Genomic DNA, 18,237 nt, shown 5'->3' with positions numbered 1-18,237 from the left:
CTCCTTGCGGCACATCCATGTGACGCTTGGGCTCCGCCATCCATGGCTCCGCACAGTTTTGGAAAGCCCTGCCCACCGGCTCCTGATCCTACTCCCCTGTTTCCGGCGAGTTCTCCACGCAGCTAACGAGGATTTTCCGCATCCTCTCCGCTCCCAGTTTCTCCATCAACTCGATGTTTCTTTGGGGTATAGCATCCACATCAGGATAACTATTAATCGCCGCTTCCAGGCTGGCTTCCCTTAGCAGATGCAACATCGGAAACGGTGAACGATTGGTGTAGTTCTCCGCCGCATCGGGCTCTGTGCCCTCAAACTGGTAGTCTGGATGGAAACTGGCAATCTGGTACACGCCTTCCATATCCAGGTACGACAACAAACCATCGGCGGCATCGAGAAACTCATTGTAGGGCCCGAAGTCCTGCAATACACCCGGGTGAATCAACAGTGTGGTTTCAATCTCAGGCTCCTCTTCCAAGCGCTGAAGCTCCGAGTGCAGGGCCTGTAACAGCTCGTCTTCCGTTTCGGCTTCCGACACTACAAACCGAACCCGGTTCCGGACCAGTTCCCGCTTGGCGAACGGGCACAGGTTGTAGCCGACGACAACGTCTTCGACCCATTTACGGGTTGAAGCGATAATTTCGGTCTCGCCCATATTTTTTCCTTTGTTAGTGAAGGCCGCTCAGAGGCACGCGCGGGCGGGTGGGTAGGCCTTTCCAAAACTGTGCGGAGCCATGGATGGCGGAGCCCAAGCGCCCCAGGGATGGGCCGCAAGGAGCGTGTTTTGGAAAGGCCTACCCACCCGTACGCAAACTCCCAAAGCCCGAATCAATAAGCTTAGAGGTACCCCTGGCTCCGAAGATAATCATCATAAGAGCCACTGAAGTCAGTCACCCCATCAGCCTTGAGCTCTATAATCCGGGTCGCAAGGGAAGACACAAACTCCCGATCATGGCTGACGAAAATCAGTGTACCCGGATAGTTCTCCAGCGCCAGGTTGAGCGCCTCGATGGACTCCATATCCAGGTGGTTCGTGGGCTCATCCATCAGCATCACATTGGGCTTCTGCAGAATCAGCTTGCCGAACAGCATCCGCCCCTGCTCACCGCCGGAAATCACCCGCACCGATTTGCCGATGTCGTCACCGGAAAACAGCATGCGCCCCAGGGTGCCGCGCACCAGCTGTTCACCACCCTTGGTCCACTGCGCCATCCAGTCGGTCAGGGTTTCATCGTCGGCAAAGTCCGCCGTGTGATCCTGGGCGAAGTAGCCCACTTCCGCGCTGTCGGTCCACTTCACCTCGCCGCTGTCGGGGGTGTAGGCGCCGGCCAGGCATTGCAAAAGGGTGGTTTTGCCGATGCCATTGGGGCCGATGATGGCGACACGCTCACCGGCTTCGATCTGAAAGTTCAACTTGGACAGCACACATTCCTCACCGAAGCCTTTGTAGAGATCTTTCACGGTCACAGCCTGGCGGTGCAGCTTCTTGCCCTGCTCGAACCGGATAAACGGGCTCACCCGACTTGAAGGCTTCACCTCTTCCAGCTGGATCTTGTCGATCTGGCGAGCGCGGGAGGTGGCCTGTTTGGCCTTGGAGGCGTTGGCGGAGAAGCGGCTGACAAACTGCTGCAGTTCGGCAATCTGCGCCTTTTTCTTGGCGTTGTCCGCCAGCATGCGCTCGCGGGCCTGGGTGGCGGCGGTCATGTACTCGTCGTAGTTGCCCGGGAACAGGCGGAGCTCGCCGTAGTCCAGATCCGCCATGTGGGTGCACACGCTGTTCAGAAAATGGCGGTCGTGGGAGATGATGATCATGGTGCTGTTACGGGCCACCAGAATGTTTTCCAGCCAACGGATGGTGTTGATGTCCAGATGGTTGGTAGGCTCGTCCAGCAGCAGCACGTCCGGATCGGAAAAAAGGGCCTGGGCCAGCAGCACCCTCAGTTTCCAGCCCGGAGCGAGCGCACTCATGGGGCCGTTGTGCTGTTCCAGCGGGATATCCAGGCCCAGCAGTAGTTCACCGGCACGGGATTCAGCCGTATAGCCGTCCATTTCAGCGAACTGCACTTCCAGGTCCGCCACCGCCATGCCATCTTCTTCGCTCATTTCCGGCAGGGAATAGATCCGGTCACGCTCTTTTTTGACGTTCCAGAGTTCCTCGTGCCCCATGATCACAGTGTCGATCACCGAGCAATCCTCGTAGGCAAACTGGTCCTGTCGCAGTTTACCAAGACGGGTATTGGGCTCCAGCATGACCTGCCCGGCGGAAGGCTCCAAGTCGCCGCCGAGAATTTTCATCAGCGTGGATTTGCCACAACCGTTGGCCCCAATCAGGCCATAGCGGTTGCCGTTACCGAATTTGGCGGAGACGTTTTCAAACAGGGGTTTAGCCCCGAACTGCATGGTGATATTGGCGGTGGAGATCAAGAAACAAACCTGTCGATGTGGGGCCGGGCGAACGCCGGCGAAAAGAAAGCCGGCATTGTACAGGTTTGCCCGTTGGACTGTGAGGCCGCAGAAACACGGATAAAAAGGCTTGCCTCCGGCGAGCTGTGCGGGCAGCATTCCCATTCTGATGTACCCATTCATCCGACACAAGGACATTGATCATGGCACAGGCAACAGCGCGCCACATTCTGGTAGACAGCGAAGCAAAATGTGAAGAACTGAAGAAGGCGATTGAAGGCGGTCAGGACTTTGCCGAAGTGGCAAAGCAGCACTCCTCATGTCCCTCCGGCCGCAATGGCGGCGACCTGGGCTCCTTCGGCCCGGGCCAGATGGTGCCGGAGTTCGACAAGGCGGTGTTCAACAGCGAACTGAACACGGTCATCGGTCCGGTCAAGACCCAATTCGGCTATCACCTGCTGGAAGTGACCAGCCGTAGCTGATGATTCCTGGTTTCATACCGGGAATACCAACCATCGGCCGGCAACTGCCGTTGCTGGCCGGTGCGGCTTCGCTACTCATTGCGCCCTTCCTGTTTATTGGCGGGCCGGATTACCCAAGTGTCCAGGGGTTATTAGTGATCGGTTCCGCACCATCTTCGGTAACCAGAATGGTTTCACTACACCCAATACCCCACTGCCCCGGAATGCGCAAGCAGATGGGAAGATGGAAGACCATGCCGGGTCGGAACTCCATGTTGCCGCCCCTGGCTATAAAGCCCGAGCCCTCTACCCAGGAGGGTGGGAATTGTGCACCCACCGTGTAGCCGAAGACGCCGGAGAAGAACACCTTGCCCGCCAATGGCTGGAGTGCTCTCTCTGCGTCCTGGGCGGCCTGATCGAAGGTGACCCCCGGGCGAACCGATGCCAGCAGGGTGTCGACAACCCGCCGGCAGCCGTCATGTACCTTTCTCATTTCAGACGAGGGCTTTGCCCCGGCCACGACAGTCTGCATCATCGGCGCGGTGTAGCGGTGCCAGGCTGATCCGAATTCCAGAAACACCGGATCACCTTCCTGCACCACCGTGCGCTTGTGATTGCAGTGGATTACGCTGCTGCGACGCCCGGTCACGACAATTGGCTGCATACTCATAAACTCACTGCCAGCCTCCAGCAATGCCCGGGCACCTTCGGCGGCGATGTCATTGTCGGTGACACCCGGCTGGACCGCGGCCACGGCCGCCCTGAGACCTTCGGCGGTGATCCGCGCGCTTTCTCGCAAAAAACGGATTTCGGCATCCGACTTCACGATCCGGATCTGTTTCAACAGACCGCCGTTGTTCAGAAACCTAACGCTTGCCATCCGTGCCTTCAAACTTTCCAGCACGCCATGGCGCAGGGACCCGTGCCAGGCATCAATGCCCACCGTTTCCACGCCGTCATTAAGGGCCTGGACCAGTGGTTCGAGCACTTCACCGATGCCTTCCCAGCGGTAGCCGCTGACCCGGGCAACCCGGGTGGTCACCATGGCTGGCCCCATTTCAATGGAAGGTACCTGCAACAGAAGGTCCTCCTGGGTAACCACCAGGGCCACATGCACAGACACCTCAAAGGTGCTGTAACCGGTCAGGTAAAAAATGTCGGAAGGATCAGTCAGCAGCAGCGCACCAAAATCCTCCCGGGCCATCCTGTCCCGGACACGGGCCAGACGCTCTGCAAGTTCCTGCTCTGGAAACGGACATTCCACCCCCCTCAATTGTGAGGACAAGGCTTTCTGATAGGCGTTGAAATCCATAACGGCACTCCTCACTGGCATATACTAGGGAGATTGGACCCTATTCCAGCTTTGCACAAATCCCACTCACCGAATAATTCATCAATCGGGAGACCCCATGGGCCGCAAGCAACAGAGCGATGGTGCTGTCCAGGTCAGCGTCGAGTTGGGCGCCCTGACCAGCGTTACCAGCGATCCGCAAGTGGCAGTGCGTGCAGGGCCTGTGGTCGCGTCCCTCGTGAACGGTGTTTGCGGTGACCCTTTATTGCAGCTCAGGCTTCTGCATCAAGCCCGCAGTCTTCTGTTTGATCTGGGAGATACCGGGCGCATGCCACTCCGGTCTGCGCACCAGGTAACTGACGTTTTCATCAGTCATTGCCACGCCGACCATATCGGGGGATTCATGTGGTTTCTTCGCAGCCGGATCGGTCACTTCCCGCCCTGCCGGCTGTTCGGACCACCAGGGTTGGTGCGGCACATCACCGGATTGATCAGCGGTATTCTGTGGGATCGCGTGGAGGATCGGGGCCCGAGATTCGTGGTTCACGAATGGCACGGCGACCACTTGAAGCGCTGGAGAATAACCGCCGGCAACAGCACGCCCACGGTGCTGGAAGACCAGCCCACCCCTGGCGATGTGCTACGCCGGGAACCGGAATTCCAGGTTCGTGCTGCCATGCTGGACCACGGCACGCCTGTTCTGGCTTTCACCCTGGAACCTTTCGGCAAGCTACAGGTGCGCAATGACCGGTTAAAGGCAGAAGATCTGAAACCCGGTCCCTGGCTACACGACCTGAAAATGGCCGTGCTGCGCCAGCGGCCGGATGAACTGATCTCACCCGACGCCAGATGCACCTATCGCGCTGAGGATCTGGCCCGCAAGCTCCTGATTCAGGCGCCGGGGGAAAAAATCGCCTACGGCACGGATTTCGCTGACACCCCCGATAACATCCGGAAAATGACGAATCTGGCCCAGGGGGCCCACACGCTGTTCTGTGAGGCCTCCTTCATGGCGGTGGACGAGGATCAGGCCCGGCGAACGCATCACCTTACCACCAGGGCGTGTGCCGACATCGCTAACGCGGCGAACGTTCGGCAACTGATTGCATTCCACTTTTCCCATCGCTATGAGCGCAAACGGGACGACGTCTACAGGGAGCTTGCAGGATTCACTGAACGCCTGGCGATTCCGGACTGAGAAACCGCGACATCTGCTTGCCGATACTCTCCACCGGCTCGATGATTGCCTGCTGAATGCTGTTGGTCACAACCTTCGAGAAGGCTGAACCGGCCGGACTCTCCAGAAACTCCAGGTACAGGCCCATCTCCTGTGCACCGATGTTCTGGTAGGTGTACAGATAGCTGTCGTAAACCTGCTGGCCAACAACACCCCTGAGCATGCTGCGCTGGCTTTCAATGCGCTGGCGCAGCTGTTCATAATTGGCCGAATCACTGCTGAACGCCGCCATCGCAGTTGCCAGACCGAGCTGGACTGCGATAGTGGTATCTACCGCGCTCTCTGTTGCCCGGGCCGCCCGATCAAACCGATCGAACATGTCCGCTCTGCGAGTACCTTTGTACTGGCTGTTCAGCTCTGCAGCTCTGGCCTGGATTTCCTGCCAGGCAGAGGGCTCGGAAGCCGCAATCTCGGCGGCGGAGATCTTTTTGGCCACGGGAGTTTCGTACCAGTCATGAACGGCCTGAAGCTGCGAGTCGGTGAGGCTGGCTTGCAGATCGTTAACGATCTGCTTCTCGATGTCCACCGAGTTGAAGCCGCTGCTGACAATGTTGCCGATGGTATTGGCCATCATCGGAGGGAGCTGACCATTCTGCTTCAGCCCCTCACGGATGCCCTGGCTCATCATCGCCGGGTAGCGGGCCACAATGTCGTCAACAGGCGATACTGCCAGCACCTCCCGGGCATCCGGCGCCGCCTGGGCAGTGCCGGTCATCAGCAGGGCTGTTACTAAAAGAGGTTTAATTAGGGGAAATCGCATCATTTACCTATCATCCAGAACGTGTCGTTGATTCCCTTATGCCATGGGTGTGATGCGTGCGGCAAGCAATCCCGGGGGGCCGGAGATGACGGTTTGGTAGGAATACGGAAAACACCTCGCCGGCGAAACAGAGGCCGGCGCACAACTCTGGAGATCTGGAAAAGCCGGGCCAGATGGTATGGGCTCCCGATACTCGGTCTGTTGATGGGCACCTGGGCAACCCTTCGCTTCAGCCTTCTGGCACCGGATCCCCCGGCAAATCCCGAAGATGTCTGCGAAATTTTCCGGGAGCACCCCGTCTGGTACGACTACGCCAGCGAATCCGAGCAACGCTGGGGCACCCCCATCGCCACCCAGATGGCGTTCGTCTACTACGAATCCTCGTTCCGCAGTCATGCCCGGCCGCCACGAACCCTACTGTGGGGATTTATCCCCTGGACCAGGCCGACAACAGCCTACGGATATGCCCAGGCACTGGACCCTGCCTGGCAGGAATATCTCGTGGCCAACGGCGAGGGCTGGTTTACCGTGCGCACCGACATGGAATATGCGCTGGATTTCGTCGGCTGGTACAACCAGCTGAGCCACCAACAGCTGGGTATTCCCTATTCAGCACCCAGGAAGCTGTATCTTGCCTACCATGAGGGCCGTGGAGGGTACGCTCGCAGGAGTTTCGAGCAAAAGCCGGCCGTCATGAACCTTGCGGGACGGGTGCAGAACCGGGCCTTCCAATATGACAATCAGCTCAAAACCTGCGAACAGGAATTCCAGTGCTGGCGCTGGTACCAGTTCTGGCCATTTTGCGGCTGATGCGCGCTAAAAAGTCGAAGAAATCTCCAGTTGGGACTCCAGAGCCTGAAGTCGTTCAACCAGGTATTCCATGACAATGCGAACCCGGGCCATTTGCTGGGTGTCCTGATTGACATGCAGCCACAGATCAACACTTTCACCTTCCAGCGGGTCCGACAAGCGGCGCAGTTCGCGGGTGCTCTCCCCCAGATAGCAGGGCAGAACCGCCAGCCCCGCACCAGCTTTAGCCAGGGCATGCATGGATTGCAAGCTGTTGCAGCGAATGAAAGAAGTGACATTCTTCAGGTGCTTCCTGTACCACCGACCAGTGGCCAGATGGCTGAAGGTTTCATCCGGCAGGATCCAGAGGCAACCTTCCGGGTGATTCTCGATGTCCATATTGCGGTGACGCCGGCAATAACGCGCAGCCCCGTAAACGGCAGACTCGATGGCCGCAATCCGCTCGCCTTCGAGCGTTGCCTGGGGCTTGTTTTCCGATCGCAGGGTGAGGTCGGCTTCGCGATGACTCAGATTGGCCACGTCGTTGTCGGTCAGGGTTTCCAGTTCTATGTCCGGAAACTCGCGCACCAGCTCGGCAAGGATCGGGCTGAGCAATGCATTCATCATTGCGTCTTCGGCCGCCAGCCTCACTTTGCCGACCGGCGCTGAATCCTGCCCAACCAGTTTTCGTTCGAGATTTTCCATCTCGATGGCCAGCCGCTCGGCCTCCCGAAACGCGGTTTCGCCCACCGGCGTCAGATGCAATCCATCCCGGCTACGTTCAAAAAACTGCACACCCATCGACTCTTCCATCTGATCGAGTCGACGCAAAACTGTGGTTTGGTGCACACCCAGTAATTCTCCGGCTTTGGCAAGTGTTCCACCTATTGCCAGAGCCCTTATGTATCGAAGATAATCCCAGTCCATAGCTACTGCATATTTGCAACGTGAGTAGGGATTTTAACGTATTTGAGCTGCAAATAAGAACCCTTAGAATCGTCTGTAAATTAAAGGTAGATCGCTAATCAATTCACCAGAAATAAGGAGGAAGGCGCTATGACTCAGAACCATATCGCAACCGTAAACCCGCTGCCGTCCAGTATCCTCCACAACAGTGCTGAGGTCAGGCGCCAGTATACCCGTGCTGCAGCAAAGCAGGCGGTACAGTTTGTCAGTCGTAAGATGCGGAACTTCAACCGGAAAGCAGCAATCGTTGCTCCGGACATGAGCCAGATGCAGGGCGGCCACTAAACGGCAGCTGGGTCTGGCATGAGCGGGGAGATCGCTCAGGCTGAGAACAGAAAGAACATAAGGATTTGAAAACGCCGGTGGTACCCTTGGGGCCACCGGCGTTTTGCGTTAGCGGATCAAAATTCCCAGACGACTTTCCTCTTCTGGCTGAACCAGTCGTCCATCTTCTGGTTGTAGAAGTCTTCAATCACGTTCCGCTTGATCTTCATGGTCGGCGTTAGCATGCCGTTTTCCATGGTCCAGGGTTCCCGGACCACAACCACAAAGGCGACCTTCTCGTGGGACTCGCACTCCGCGTTCACCGCGTCCAGCTCGGCCGCGAGTTCCTGCTCCAGCTCACCGCGATCAGCGCCGGTTTCCAGTTCATCCCGGGCTTCCTCGGAAAGCAGGACCATCAGGCAAGGCTGAGGCTGGTTCGCGCCAGCGACACAGACCACCTCGGCCTTGGGATGATTGAAGCGGTTCTCGATGGGCACCGGAACCACGTACTTGCCCTTGGACGTTTTGAACAGATCTTTTACCCGGCCAGTGATCCGGAGGGTACCGTCCCGGTCAATTTCGCCCATATCGCCGGTTTTCAGGAAGCCGTCGTCAGTAAGGTCCTCTTTGGTTTTCTCTTCATTCTTGTAGTAGCCCAGCATCTGGCCCGGGCTTTTCACCTGCACCTCGCCACCCTCGCCGATACGGTGTTCAACTCCAGGATTGGCCATACCTACAGAGCCGGCGCGCGCCTGACCCGGCCGGTTGGCGTGGGAATACCCGAAGTTTTCCGACATTCCATACACTTCCAACAGCTCCAGCCCGAGATTGCGATACCAGTTGACGATATCCGCTGACAGCGGCGCCGCGCCGGTAAGGGCTGCCCGGCAATAGTCCAGTCCCAGCTGTTTCAGAACCTTCTTTTTGACCAGACCGCTGATAATGGGCAGGTTGAAGAGCAGCTTCTGCTTCTTCGGTGGCAATTTTGCGTTAACACCCAGATAGAACTTCATCCACAGACGCGGGACCGAGAAAAACAGAGTGGGCCTTGCCCGCTGCAGGTCTTCCTGGAAGGTATCCAGGGAATTCGCAAAGTAGAGGTGGAATCCGTAATAGAGGGACTGTGTTTCGACCGCTGCGCGCTCCGCTACATGAGCCAGCGGCAGATAGGACAGCATGCGTTCATCAGAGGAAACCGGGAACAACTGCTGCAGGCCATCGGCCACCGAAATCATGGTGCGGAAACTGTGCATGACGCCTTTGGGACGGCCGGTGCTGCCCGAGGTATACACAATGGTGGCCAGGTTGTCCGGATCTGGCAATTTGGGCTCTGCCGGTTGCTGGTCGGCGATGATATCCAGCCATTTCGGGGTGTCGTCCCGTGGCGACATGGGCAGCGAAATGATCGGTAGGTCGTCCGGAATGTGGTTCTTGATGTCGTTCCAGCCGTCCGCGGTGCCATCCAGTTTGCCGAGGAACAACAACTTTGCCTCACTGTGCTCAAGCACGTAAGCGGCCGTGTCACCGTTGAGCGTGGGATAGAGCGGCACGGAAACGTGGCCCGCCGCCCAGATCGCCAGGTCGGCAAGGATCCAGTGCGCACTGTTCTTGCCGAGGATACTGATATTGCTGGGCTCGGGCAGTTCCAGGCTGTTCAGGTAAGCGGCCATCCTGGACACCTGGTCGGCAGCCTGCTTCCAGGTAATATCCTCGACACGGCCATCCGGGTACGGCTGGGTAAGATAAACGTTATCGGGGGTTTCCTCTGCCCAGTAGTACAGGCAATGGAGTGAGGTCTGCTTCCGGGGATCTACCGCCATAAACGGCTCCTTTTTGTTATTTTACTTTATGTTTTGGTTTGCAATTCCTGTTCATACTAGCGTCATTTCAGACCCGCTCAATAGCATTTAGTGCCCGCACGATTGGCAAATTAATCCTCGTCTGAGAGCTGTTCCTCAAAATTTTTCGTAACATTTGTCAAGTTTGAGCTACTGTGAATAGTGTGACTCCACTTTCCGAGCAAATTGGATATGGCCATGAGCAAAGCAAAACGTTCGTTTTTGATCTTTCCCGCCTGGGGCATCATTCTTCTGGGTTCGGGTGCCTTCTTCTACAGTGCCTACGCCGGAATGCTGGGGTCCTGATCGGAGCAGGATTTTCTAGCGTCGGAACCGGGTTTCGAGGACCACGGCAGAGTTGGTCCTCTCAACTCCTTCCAGATTGCCGATGTCATCCAGCACAGCGCTCAGCTCCTCCAGGGACTGGGCCTGCACGATGGCAATCAGGTCGTACTCTCCGCTCACCGAGAACAGCTGCGAAACCTGGCTGATCCCCTCCAGTGCGGCATTGGTCCGGCTAGTCAGTTTCTGGAAAACCTTGATCGATACGTGCGCCTCCACCTGGCTGGCAGAAAACTCCCCACCCAACTGCACCGAGTAGCCGCGGATCACCCCGCTGGCCTCCAACCGCGCGATGCGATTCTGTACCGTTGACCGTGACACATGCATGGCCTTCGCCAGCTCGGTAATACTGGCCCGGGCATTCTGCCTCAGCAGCATCAATAGCTTCTGATCCTGAGAACTGATCATTCTGCCAAAACTCCTTATCAATTTGCCGTTATTGTAGACCATTTCGACCGTTATGCAGCTGCAATCTGGCAGCCTCGCCTTTCATACTGAGCCGAAACAATGCTCAGGATCCTCGCCATGATAATTCGACCAATCGCCCCCAGGGATCTCGATGCCCTGGAACAGATCGCCACTGAATCCGGCCCTGGCTTCACCTCCCTGATGCCGGATCGCGATGCCCTGAGTCGAAAGATCGATCACTCGGTGGAAAGCTTCGCCCGAACGGTAACGAAGCCAGGCGATGAACATTATCTTTTCGTGCTGGAAGACAGCACGACCGGCGATATTATGGGCACCACCGGAATTGAAGCCGCCGCTGGCGTCAACCGCCCTCTCGTCCATTTTCGTCGCAATGCCGTTATTCATCACGCAGAAGATCGACAGAAACGTCAGATTGAGGAAAGCCTGACCCGTTGCCAGCACTACACCGGTTGCACCGAGGTCTGTTCGCTGTACCTTCGGCCTGAATTTCGACGGGCCAATGCCGGCAAACTGCTCTCCAGGGTGCGTTTTCTCTTCATGGCCCTGCACCCGGAGCGGTTCGCAGACACCGTGATCGCAGAAATGCGCGGTGTTTCAGATGCTTCTGGCCAATCTCCGTTCTGGGACTGGCTCAGGCACCAGGTGGCGGATCTGGATTTCATGTCTGCAACACAGCTGGCCTGCTGCGGCCAGAGCGGCTTCATTGACCGGTTCATCCCCGCCACACCCTTGTATACCCGGCAGATGACCGGTGAAGCCATCGCGGCTATCGGTCAGGTGCACGAGGACACCCGTGCGGCACGGCATATGCTGGAACGCGAAGGCTTTCGCCACCGGGGGTTCCTGGATCTTCTGGACGGCGGACCGACCCTGGAGTGCCGCAGGTCAGACATTGCCAGCGTGCGGAAAACGTTCCTGGCAAACACCGTGACCGGGCAACAGGATCCGGCGGACAATTCGGGAGGAACCGGTAAATCCGCTATAGTTGCCAATGCCAGTTGTTCAGAATTCAGGGCTACGGTGACCGATCAGGTCTGGCCGACCACATACAGCAATGACCTTGTGGTGGAACCGCAAATCGCAAAGCAACTGGACCTTGGCGACGGCAGTCTGGTGTGCTGCCTGCCCCTGGGCCAGACCAACAAGCAGTCACAGAAGCGCCAACCGCCCCGTCACAAACAGGCTAATGAGGAGATTCGCTATGCATACTGATCCGGACACCCTGTTCGAGAGGCTATGGGAGTCCTATCGGCAGGTGACGCCCTCTGCCGAACGTATACATAAAATCCTGGGCGCCGAAGAGGGGCAGGCCATCGTCAACGATCATATTGCGCTTCGAACCTTCAACCTGGATCCGGTGCGCCTGGACGCCCTGGCCGAGCACTTTCTCAGCCTCGGCTACCGTCAGGGCGGTGAATACCATTTCGAGGCTAAGAAACTCTATGCCAGGCATTATGAGCACCCCTCCCTGGAGCTTCCCAAGGTTTTCATCTCCGAGCTGCTGGTGGAGCAATGTTCGCCGGAGTTACAGTCTGTGGTGAAGCGGCTTGTTGAACAGGTAAGGCCGGAAGCGGTTGCCGCCGATGATTTCCTGTATTCGGGGCGCCACTGGCAAGTCGATTACGGCACCTACCGCGAGTTGATGAAGGAAAGCGAATACGCGGCCTGGATGGCCGCCTGGGGCTATCGCGCCAACCATTTCACGGTCAGCATCAACCATCTGGACCAGTTCCGCTCGGTGCCGGAAATCAACCAGTTGCTGAAAGCTCATGGCTACAAGGTAAATGCATCTGGCGGGGAGGTGAAGGGCTCGCCGGAAGACCTGCTGGAGCAATCATCAACCATGGCTGACCGTGTACCTGTGGCGTTTGCCGACCAGACAGTGACCATACCCAGCTGTTTCTACGAGTTTGCCCTGCGTTATCCGAAACCCGATGGCCAGCTCTACTCGGGTTTCGTGGCGGCATCCGCCGACAAGATCTTCGAAAGCACAAACGCTGGCAGCTGATCCAGCGCGTCAGATCTGACCGTCAAGACCACCCCTGCTCGCCGAGCAGGGGGACAAACCGCACCGCGCCCAGGTTATCGGTCCGGAATTCATCCTCTGCCAGGCGGGTAACGCGCATTAGTGTTTGCACGGAATGCTCCGAGCCCACCGGAATGACCAGATGCCCGCCAACCGCAAGCTGATGCTTTAACGTTTCGGGCACAGCTGGCGCGCCCGCAGCCACGACGATACCGTCGTAAGGCTGGTGCTCCGGCCAACCCATGGTGCCGTCGCCACAGCAAACCTCGACATTGTCAAACCCCTCGGCGGCAAGCGTACGGGCAGCGCGATCGGCCAGTTCCTCTACCCGTTCAATACTGAACACTTCACCGGCAATGCACCCGAGAACCGCGGCTGCATAACCGGAGCCGGTACCTATGTCGAGAACCCTTTCCCCGCCCTCCAGGTCCAGGGCTTCTGTCATTAACGCCACGATATAAGGCTGCGAAATGGTCTGCCCGGCCCCGATAGGCAGGGGGCTGTCATCGTAGGCGCAGTCCCGCATGCGCTCGGGAACGAAGCGTTCACGCGCCACCCGGCCCATGGCCTCCAGCACCAGCGGCGATTCGATTCCCCGGGCACGAAGCTGATAATCCACCATGGAAGCTCTGCGCGATTCGAAGCCGTTATCCCGATTCATTGTCTTGATCCCTTCCCGTGGTCTGGCTGATTACCGGAAGTTACAAAGCAGTAACTTTTTTACAACGGCGCACCCAACATTATCTGACTACTTTTTAGTCACCGGCAATGACAGATACAACTACCGAACGCCAAAAACAACAAACGTGCAACGGGAAGGAACACCGGGAACCCCGTTGTCGAGGAGGAGAAATGTCAACATCCGTGAACCATCTTGACGAGCGCACGCGGGATTCCTCCGATTTGCTCGAAGAGATCATGCCCTCAGCCATCACCCTTGCCATGATGCTTCGCCACCGGAAAATGGCGGCCTGGCTGCGTACCGAATTTGACGGCTACCAGGATGTTGCAGCCGCACCGCCGTACCGGCGTGGGTTGCACGGACACATCGTTGCCAAATCTCCCCAATACGGCTGGATTCCTGCACCGGTAGATGATCAGCAAAAAGAGGAATTCGGTTACATGGACCTGCCCGAGGGGGTAAAAGCCCTCGAGAAAATCTGCGTGAACTGCAAAAAGGGCAACGGCAACCGGGTGCTGCTGGAAAAAGACGAGATGGCGGTGCTGCAGAAGCAGATCAATCTGACGGCCGAATTGGCTATCAATCTGAGCCGCGACGCCTATTGCCGGCTGCTGAGAACCGTTCGCGCCGCGATCTACCTCTGGACCCAGGACCTCATGGCCGAGGGTATTGCCGGAGAACACAATCACTACAGCCCGGATGAGCGGGCTAAAGTGGCCCACCTGGATGAACCCGAAAAATTCTGGCGACGGGCCATGGAGGAAGTCGACAACCTCCCGATACCCGACGTACGAGAGGTTGGGTTCTTCGAGAGGGTGTTCGGACGCGCGGGCTGAAGCCCGCCACTCCGCTTACCACAAGACGCTGACAATCCCGATGCTGCTCACCAGCAGCAGCACCGTACCCAACAACCGGAAGAAGACCGGAGTCTCTGCCCGGAGAATCCGGTCGTGAGCGTAAAGCCCGATGACATGGCCCACCGCGGCACAGGGCAACAGCCAGAGGTGGTGGATAAGCTGAAGATCGACGCCGGCCCACACGAAAGCGGCCATCTTGATCAGCACCAGAATGAACCACAGGGCAAACAAGGTATCCCTGAGTTTCTCTTTCGGCAAATGCTGGGCTGCCACGGCTATGATCAGGGGGGCGCCAATCAGGGATGTGCCGCTGATGTAGCCCCCCACCATCAGGAAGATCGCGTCCACCGTTTTGCTGCCACTGCGGAACGGCCGGTTAACGATGTAGGACACCGAATAAAGCGCCACGATCACGAATATGATGGCGCTGAGAATGTCGGACGGCATAGTAATCAGGCCAAACACGCCAATCAGCTTGGGCACGATCATGATGCCGAGAATTCGCCAGAGGTATTGCCAGTCGACGGTTCCCGTTCCCGCCTGACGTTGCTCACCCGACCCTCTGCGGTTGTTCATCCAGATGGTCAGGGAAGAAAACACAAGGAGATGAACCGCAATGATCGGCAAGAAGACCAACGGTTGATCCAGAACCAGCAGCAAGAATGGCAGGGACAGAACGGCACCACCAAATCCCAGCCCGGAACGGACAAAACCACTCCAGACGAAAATCAGTGCAATCAGCAGATATTGGTAAATTGCGAGATCAGACATGGATTCCCGGTTGTCGTCAAAAGGGCCGTCATTTGTCCGGAACTGGTCTAAACTCAGCTATTTGCGAAGAAAAATAACATTGTCCGGAGGATGAGAATGGCCCTGTCATGGAAACAGAAGTTCCTGTTGTTGATTGTTGCCACACTGATTGGCCTGGCCATTGCCACACTGGCATCACTGAGCGGTCTTGGCAGGGTATCGGACGCGTACGAGGCCCAAAGCGAAGCGAGAGCCTACGAATCAGCATCCCTCACCCTGCTGAACGACTGGCTGGGCCTCGAGAGAATGAGCGAAAGCCTGGAGCCAAGCCAGGTTGAAACCTATCAGGAGCGGCTGGCGTCACTGGCCACCCAGTCATCGGCACTCAATGAATCAGCGCAAACCCTCCCGGGCGACGCCGTAAAGACCACGGCACAACAAATCCACAAACAGGTTGCGGAGTATACCCGACTTCGCACGCAATGGCTGGCCCTGAGCCAACAACTCGGGCTCACCCCGTCGGATGGCCTGAGAGCAACGATGTCCAATGCGATTGATGAGAGGCTCCGGCAAATCAGCATCTCGATCTTCAACGACGACATCAACACTATCGCCTCTACCTACCGCGATTACCTGGCAACCTTCGACGCGACCTACGCCCAGACCACACGGGAAGCATTGGAGCGGATGCAGGCCACGGTCACAGAAATGGATTGGCAGGAAATCGACATTGGCAAGGCGGTACAGGCCTTCGACGATGCTTTTTCCGACGCCGAGACGCTGATCGCGGATCTGTCCGCGATCGAGAACCAGCTCGCGGGCGCCGGCACTCAAATCAGGGATCTGATCTCGGAACAGAACACCCTGCTCCGCCGTGAGATCATTGTGGCAACGAGCGAACAGGCTGACACAGCCAGGACAGCTTCAACATGGCTCATCGTTGCAACCGCCGCAGCGGTCGTCATCATCCTCGTACTCACACTCACGACGGCCTCCAGCACCCTGGTCAGGCGGCTCAATGAAACCGTAAACCTGCTGACCCGGGTTGCTGGCGGGGACCTCAGCCAACGCCTCGAGCCGGGCCGCAATCCGAATGATGAATTCAATCGCCTTGGCCAGGCGGCGAACAAAATGCTGGACGATGTCTCGGATGTTATCGGCCAGGTCGTCGAGGGTAATCGGACGCTGTCAGTGCTTCAGACCGAACTGAACGCACTGATCGATCAGATGGGAAAAAACGGCGAACAGGTCGAAGATGAAACCGAGCAAACGGCGACGGCGGTTCAGGAGATTTCCCACACCGCGGTGGATATTGCCCAGTACACCCAATCCGTCAATGACGCCGTTCAGAGCGCCAACGGGGCCGCCCATTCCGGTGCCGAGGTGGTCAGGCGCAGCGCCAAAACCATGACCGAACTTGCCGAGCGGATTCAGAAAACCCACGATCAGGTAAGCCAGCTGAGCAAAACCGGAGAGAAGGTCAACTCTATCGTCGGCGTCATTAACGGTCTCGCTGAGCAGACCAACCTGCTGGCTCTCAATGCCGCTATCGAGGCCGCAAGAGCCGGCGAGGCCGGGCGAGGCTTTTCTGTTGTGGCAGACGAAGTTCGATCCCTGGCAGAAAAAACCGTATCTGCCACTAATGGCATCGCCGACATCGTGGAGTCACTGAACCGTGAAACCCAGGCGATATCCGGACTAATGAAAGAGGGCCTCAAGTCCGCCGGCGAGGGTGAGGAAAGTTCAAAAGAGGCGGCTCACTCGATCGAGCAGATCACCAGCTCCATCCAACAACTGGCGGGGGATATGAACCAGGTGGTGTCGTCGGTTGAGGGGATATCAACCACCACCGAGGAAATCGCCCAGAAGGTTGAGCAGATTCACGGCCACACGCGAGAAACCGCGGATATCCGCCAAAAGCTCAACGCCCACATCGATCGACTGTCGTCCCAGGTAACAGCCTTGACCCAGGCCTCCCAGGGCTTTCGGCTCTGACTCGCTGAAACAGCGGTTGCGCGGGCGGTTTACAGAGGTTAGCATACCCGATACTGTACATTTAAACAGTATCGGGTATGCCCATGAAAACTCGCGCCACCGCCCTGAATCCCCACAACCGTTTCCAGCCCATTGTTACTGACCGAGAGGTCGACCCCGACTGGTATAACGATCCCGAGGACGACCTCAATCCCGATACCCTGGCCACTGAAGTCATTGAGGAAACCGCAAGATCCATCATCAGCCGCAATACCTCTCCGGATGTGCCATTTGATCAGTCCATAAACCCCTATCGCGGCTGCGAGCACGCGTGTATTTACTGCTTTGCCCGCCCTACCCATGCGTACTGGGACATGTCACCAGGGCTGGATTTCGAGACCCGGCTGATCGCCAAGCCGAACGCTGCAGCGCAGCTGCGAGAAGAATTGGACAAGCCCGGCTACCGGGTTTCGCCGATTGCCCTGGGCGTCAATACCGATGCCTACCAGCCCCTTGAACGGGATCAGAAAATCACCCGCCAGGTGCTGGAGGTTCTTGCCGAGTACCGCCACCCGGTATCGATCATTACCAAGGGTGCTCTCATTCTCAGGGACCTTGATCTTCTCGCCAATATGGCCTCCGAGGGGCTCTGTTCTGTGCGTATCAGCCTCACCAGTCTCAGCAACGATCTGAAACGACGCATGGAGCCAAGGACAGCCGCTCCGGCCACTCGCCTGAAGATGATCAGGCAGCTCTCGGCGGCCGGCATTCCAACCGGGATTATCCTTGGACCGGTGACCCCCTTCATCAACGATCACGAAATCGAGTCCATTCTCGAAGCCGCTGCGGACGCGGGCGCTACCCGCGCCAGCTGGATTATGCTCCGATTGCCCCACGAACTGGACGAACTGTTCCAGGACTGGCTGCACCGGCATTTTCCGCAAAGGGCAGAGCATGTGATGAACCGGATGCGCGACCTGCGACGCGGCAAGAGTTACGACGCCACCTTCGGCCGCAGGATGACCGGCACGGGCCCCTACTCGGATCTGATTCGCCAACGCTTCACCAAAAAGGCACGACGGCTTGGGCTCAACCTCCATGAAGAGGAACCGCTGCGGAAGGATCTTTTCCGGCGACCAGGTGGGGAACAAATGCCACTGTGGTAGCATCA

General features: G+C 57.6%; 18 protein-coding genes. 9 read left to right on the top strand and 9 right to left on the bottom strand.

The annotated features are described in order from the left end of the window. Positions 1 to 88: 88 nt before the first annotated feature. A complete protein-coding gene (locus tag WA411_RS10520; protein ID WP_136631061.1) occupies positions 89 to 652 on the bottom strand; it encodes a DUF1415 domain-containing protein in 564 nt (187 codons plus the stop codon). Positions 653 to 834: 182 nt separating this feature from the next. Beyond that, positions 835 to 2,421, bottom strand: coding sequence for an ABC-F family ATPase (locus tag WA411_RS10515; protein WP_291906114.1), 1,587 nt, complete (start codon positions 2,419 to 2,421; stop codon positions 835 to 837). Positions 2,422 to 2,603: 182 nt separating this feature from the next. Between WA411_RS10515 and WA411_RS10510 the strand changes: the two genes are divergently transcribed. Beyond that, on the top strand, positions 2,604 to 2,882 hold the full coding sequence (locus WA411_RS10510; protein ID WP_048495872.1) for a peptidylprolyl isomerase: 279 nt from the start codon (positions 2,604 to 2,606) through the stop codon (positions 2,880 to 2,882). 109 nt (positions 2,883 to 2,991) lie between these two features. Here the strand turns inward: WA411_RS10510 and WA411_RS10505 are convergent, their stop codons facing one another. Next, entirely contained in the window at positions 2,992 to 4,173 is a 1,182-nt protein-coding gene (locus WA411_RS10505) for a M24 family metallopeptidase (protein WP_291906118.1), read from the bottom strand. Between the two features lie 97 nt (positions 4,174 to 4,270). On the opposite strand from WA411_RS10505, the gene WA411_RS10500 reads away from it, so the two are divergent. Next, the gene (locus tag WA411_RS10500; RefSeq protein ID WP_291906120.1) at positions 4,271 to 5,350 is read left to right on the top strand and encodes an MBL fold metallo-hydrolase; all 1,080 of its coding nucleotides are present in this window, start codon (positions 4,271 to 4,273) and stop codon (positions 5,348 to 5,350) included. On the opposite strand, the gene WA411_RS10495 is transcribed toward WA411_RS10500, so the two are convergent. Continuing rightward, positions 5,322 to 6,152 (bottom strand): DUF2059 domain-containing protein, encoded by an 831-nt coding sequence (locus WA411_RS10495; protein WP_291906121.1) that lies wholly within the window; start codon positions 6,150 to 6,152, stop codon positions 5,322 to 5,324. The genes WA411_RS10500 and WA411_RS10495 overlap by 29 nt on opposite strands. 201 nt (positions 6,153 to 6,353) lie before the next feature. Between WA411_RS10495 and WA411_RS10490 the strand changes: the two genes are divergently transcribed. Then, positions 6,354 to 6,959, top strand: a complete 606-nt coding sequence (locus WA411_RS10490) for a transglycosylase SLT domain-containing protein (RefSeq protein ID WP_418766803.1) — start codon at positions 6,354 to 6,356, stop codon at positions 6,957 to 6,959. Between the two features lie 6 nt (positions 6,960 to 6,965). On the opposite strand, the gene WA411_RS10485 is transcribed toward WA411_RS10490, so the two are convergent. Beyond that, on the bottom strand, positions 6,966 to 7,865 hold the full coding sequence (locus WA411_RS10485) for a LysR family transcriptional regulator (protein ID WP_291906123.1): 900 nt from the start codon (positions 7,863 to 7,865) through the stop codon (positions 6,966 to 6,968). Positions 7,866 to 7,994: 129 nt separating this feature from the next. On the opposite strand from WA411_RS10485, the gene WA411_RS10480 reads away from it, so the two are divergent. After that, positions 7,995 to 8,189: a hypothetical protein gene (locus WA411_RS10480; RefSeq protein WP_291906125.1), complete on the top strand. Its 195-nt coding sequence runs from the start codon at positions 7,995 to 7,997 to the stop codon at positions 8,187 to 8,189. A 116-nt stretch (positions 8,190 to 8,305) separates the two neighbouring features. Here the strand turns inward: WA411_RS10480 and WA411_RS10475 are convergent, their stop codons facing one another. Together WA411_RS10475 and WA411_RS10470 are read right to left on the bottom strand one after the other, a co-directional pair. Continuing rightward, positions 8,306 to 9,988, bottom strand: a complete 1,683-nt coding sequence (locus WA411_RS10475; RefSeq protein WP_291906126.1) for an AMP-binding protein — start codon at positions 9,986 to 9,988, stop codon at positions 8,306 to 8,308. A gap of 339 nt (positions 9,989 to 10,327) precedes the next feature. After that, positions 10,328 to 10,756, bottom strand: a complete 429-nt coding sequence (locus tag WA411_RS10470; protein WP_069182924.1) for an Lrp/AsnC family transcriptional regulator — start codon at positions 10,754 to 10,756, stop codon at positions 10,328 to 10,330. Between the two features lie 117 nt (positions 10,757 to 10,873). Between WA411_RS10470 and WA411_RS10465 the strand changes: the two genes are divergently transcribed. Together WA411_RS10465 and WA411_RS10460 are read left to right on the top strand one after the other, a co-directional pair. Beyond that, entirely contained in the window at positions 10,874 to 11,989 is a 1,116-nt protein-coding gene (locus tag WA411_RS10465) for an arginine N-succinyltransferase (protein WP_291906128.1), read from the top strand. Next, entirely contained in the window at positions 11,979 to 12,785 is an 807-nt protein-coding gene (locus WA411_RS10460; protein WP_153633792.1) for a DUF1338 domain-containing protein, read from the top strand. The genes WA411_RS10465 and WA411_RS10460 overlap by 11 nt, the downstream gene beginning before the upstream one ends. A gap of 22 nt (positions 12,786 to 12,807) precedes the next feature. On the opposite strand, the gene WA411_RS10455 is transcribed toward WA411_RS10460, so the two are convergent. After that, positions 12,808 to 13,464: a protein-L-isoaspartate(D-aspartate) O-methyltransferase gene (locus tag WA411_RS10455; RefSeq protein ID WP_291906131.1), complete on the bottom strand. Its 657-nt coding sequence runs from the start codon at positions 13,462 to 13,464 to the stop codon at positions 12,808 to 12,810. Between the two features lie 191 nt (positions 13,465 to 13,655). Between WA411_RS10455 and WA411_RS10450 the strand changes: the two genes are divergently transcribed. Continuing rightward, complete coding sequence (locus tag WA411_RS10450; protein ID WP_069182920.1) at positions 13,656 to 14,321, top strand: AbiTii domain-containing protein; 666 nt, start codon at positions 13,656 to 13,658, stop codon at positions 14,319 to 14,321. A gap of 15 nt (positions 14,322 to 14,336) precedes the next feature. Here the strand turns inward: WA411_RS10450 and WA411_RS10445 are convergent, their stop codons facing one another. Beyond that, positions 14,337 to 15,113, bottom strand: a complete 777-nt coding sequence (locus tag WA411_RS10445) for a TSUP family transporter (protein WP_136629403.1) — start codon at positions 15,111 to 15,113, stop codon at positions 14,337 to 14,339. 96 nt (positions 15,114 to 15,209) lie between these two features. Here WA411_RS10445 and WA411_RS10440 point away from each other — a divergent pair, with 96 nt between their 5' ends. After that, a complete protein-coding gene (locus WA411_RS10440) occupies positions 15,210 to 17,087 on the top strand; it encodes a methyl-accepting chemotaxis protein (protein ID WP_291906135.1) in 1,878 nt (625 codons plus the stop codon). A gap of 83 nt (positions 17,088 to 17,170) precedes the next feature. After that, positions 17,171 to 18,232 carry a PA0069 family radical SAM protein gene (locus WA411_RS10435; RefSeq protein ID WP_291906138.1) on the top strand — a complete coding sequence of 354 codons (1,062 nt, stop codon included), beginning with the start codon at positions 17,171 to 17,173 and terminating at the stop codon, positions 18,230 to 18,232. Positions 18,233 to 18,237 lie beyond the last annotated feature (5 nt).

This window comes from Marinobacter sp. CH_CUG1437-1 (genome assembly GCF_037029655.1).
GTDB lineage: Bacteria > Pseudomonadota > Gammaproteobacteria > Pseudomonadales > Oleiphilaceae > Marinobacter > Marinobacter salsuginis.
Note: the sequence above shows the minus strand (reverse complement) of the source record. Positions and strands in the feature narration are given on the sequence as shown.

Excerpts from the sequence above, each read along its gene's own strand:
- WA411_RS10500 (WP_291906120.1), top strand. The coding sequence starts at position 4,271 with ATGGGCCGCAAGCAACAGAGCGATGGTGCTGTCCAGGTCAGCGTCGAG.
- WA411_RS10485 (WP_291906123.1), bottom strand. The coding sequence starts at position 7,865 with ATGGACTGGGATTATCTTCGATACATAAGGGCTCTGGCAATAGGTGGA.
- WA411_RS10470 (WP_069182924.1), bottom strand. The coding sequence starts at position 10,756 with ATGATCAGTTCTCAGGATCAGAAGCTATTGATGCTGCTGAGGCAGAAT.
- WA411_RS10450 (WP_069182920.1), top strand. The coding sequence starts at position 13,656 with ATGTCAACATCCGTGAACCATCTTGACGAGCGCACGCGGGATTCCTCC.
- WA411_RS10465 (WP_291906128.1), top strand. The coding sequence starts at position 10,874 with ATGATAATTCGACCAATCGCCCCCAGGGATCTCGATGCCCTGGAACAG.
- WA411_RS10445 (WP_136629403.1), bottom strand. The coding sequence starts at position 15,113 with ATGTCTGATCTCGCAATTTACCAATATCTGCTGATTGCACTGATTTTC.
- WA411_RS10460 (WP_153633792.1), top strand. The coding sequence starts at position 11,979 with ATGCATACTGATCCGGACACCCTGTTCGAGAGGCTATGGGAGTCCTAT.
- WA411_RS10520 (WP_136631061.1), bottom strand. The coding sequence starts at position 652 with ATGGGCGAGACCGAAATTATCGCTTCAACCCGTAAATGGGTCGAAGAC.
- WA411_RS10495 (WP_291906121.1), bottom strand. The coding sequence starts at position 6,152 with ATGATGCGATTTCCCCTAATTAAACCTCTTTTAGTAACAGCCCTGCTG.
- WA411_RS10475 (WP_291906126.1), bottom strand. The coding sequence starts at position 9,988 with ATGGCGGTAGATCCCCGGAAGCAGACCTCACTCCATTGCCTGTACTAC.
- WA411_RS10435 (WP_291906138.1), top strand. The coding sequence starts at position 17,171 with ATGAAAACTCGCGCCACCGCCCTGAATCCCCACAACCGTTTCCAGCCC.
- WA411_RS10505 (WP_291906118.1), bottom strand. The coding sequence starts at position 4,173 with ATGGATTTCAACGCCTATCAGAAAGCCTTGTCCTCACAATTGAGGGGG.
- WA411_RS10440 (WP_291906135.1), top strand. The coding sequence starts at position 15,210 with ATGGCCCTGTCATGGAAACAGAAGTTCCTGTTGTTGATTGTTGCCACA.
- WA411_RS10510 (WP_048495872.1), top strand. The coding sequence starts at position 2,604 with ATGGCACAGGCAACAGCGCGCCACATTCTGGTAGACAGCGAAGCAAAA.
- WA411_RS10490 (WP_418766803.1), top strand. The coding sequence starts at position 6,354 with ATGGGCACCTGGGCAACCCTTCGCTTCAGCCTTCTGGCACCGGATCCC.
- WA411_RS10455 (WP_291906131.1), bottom strand. The coding sequence starts at position 13,464 with ATGAATCGGGATAACGGCTTCGAATCGCGCAGAGCTTCCATGGTGGAT.
- WA411_RS10480 (WP_291906125.1), top strand. The coding sequence starts at position 7,995 with ATGACTCAGAACCATATCGCAACCGTAAACCCGCTGCCGTCCAGTATC.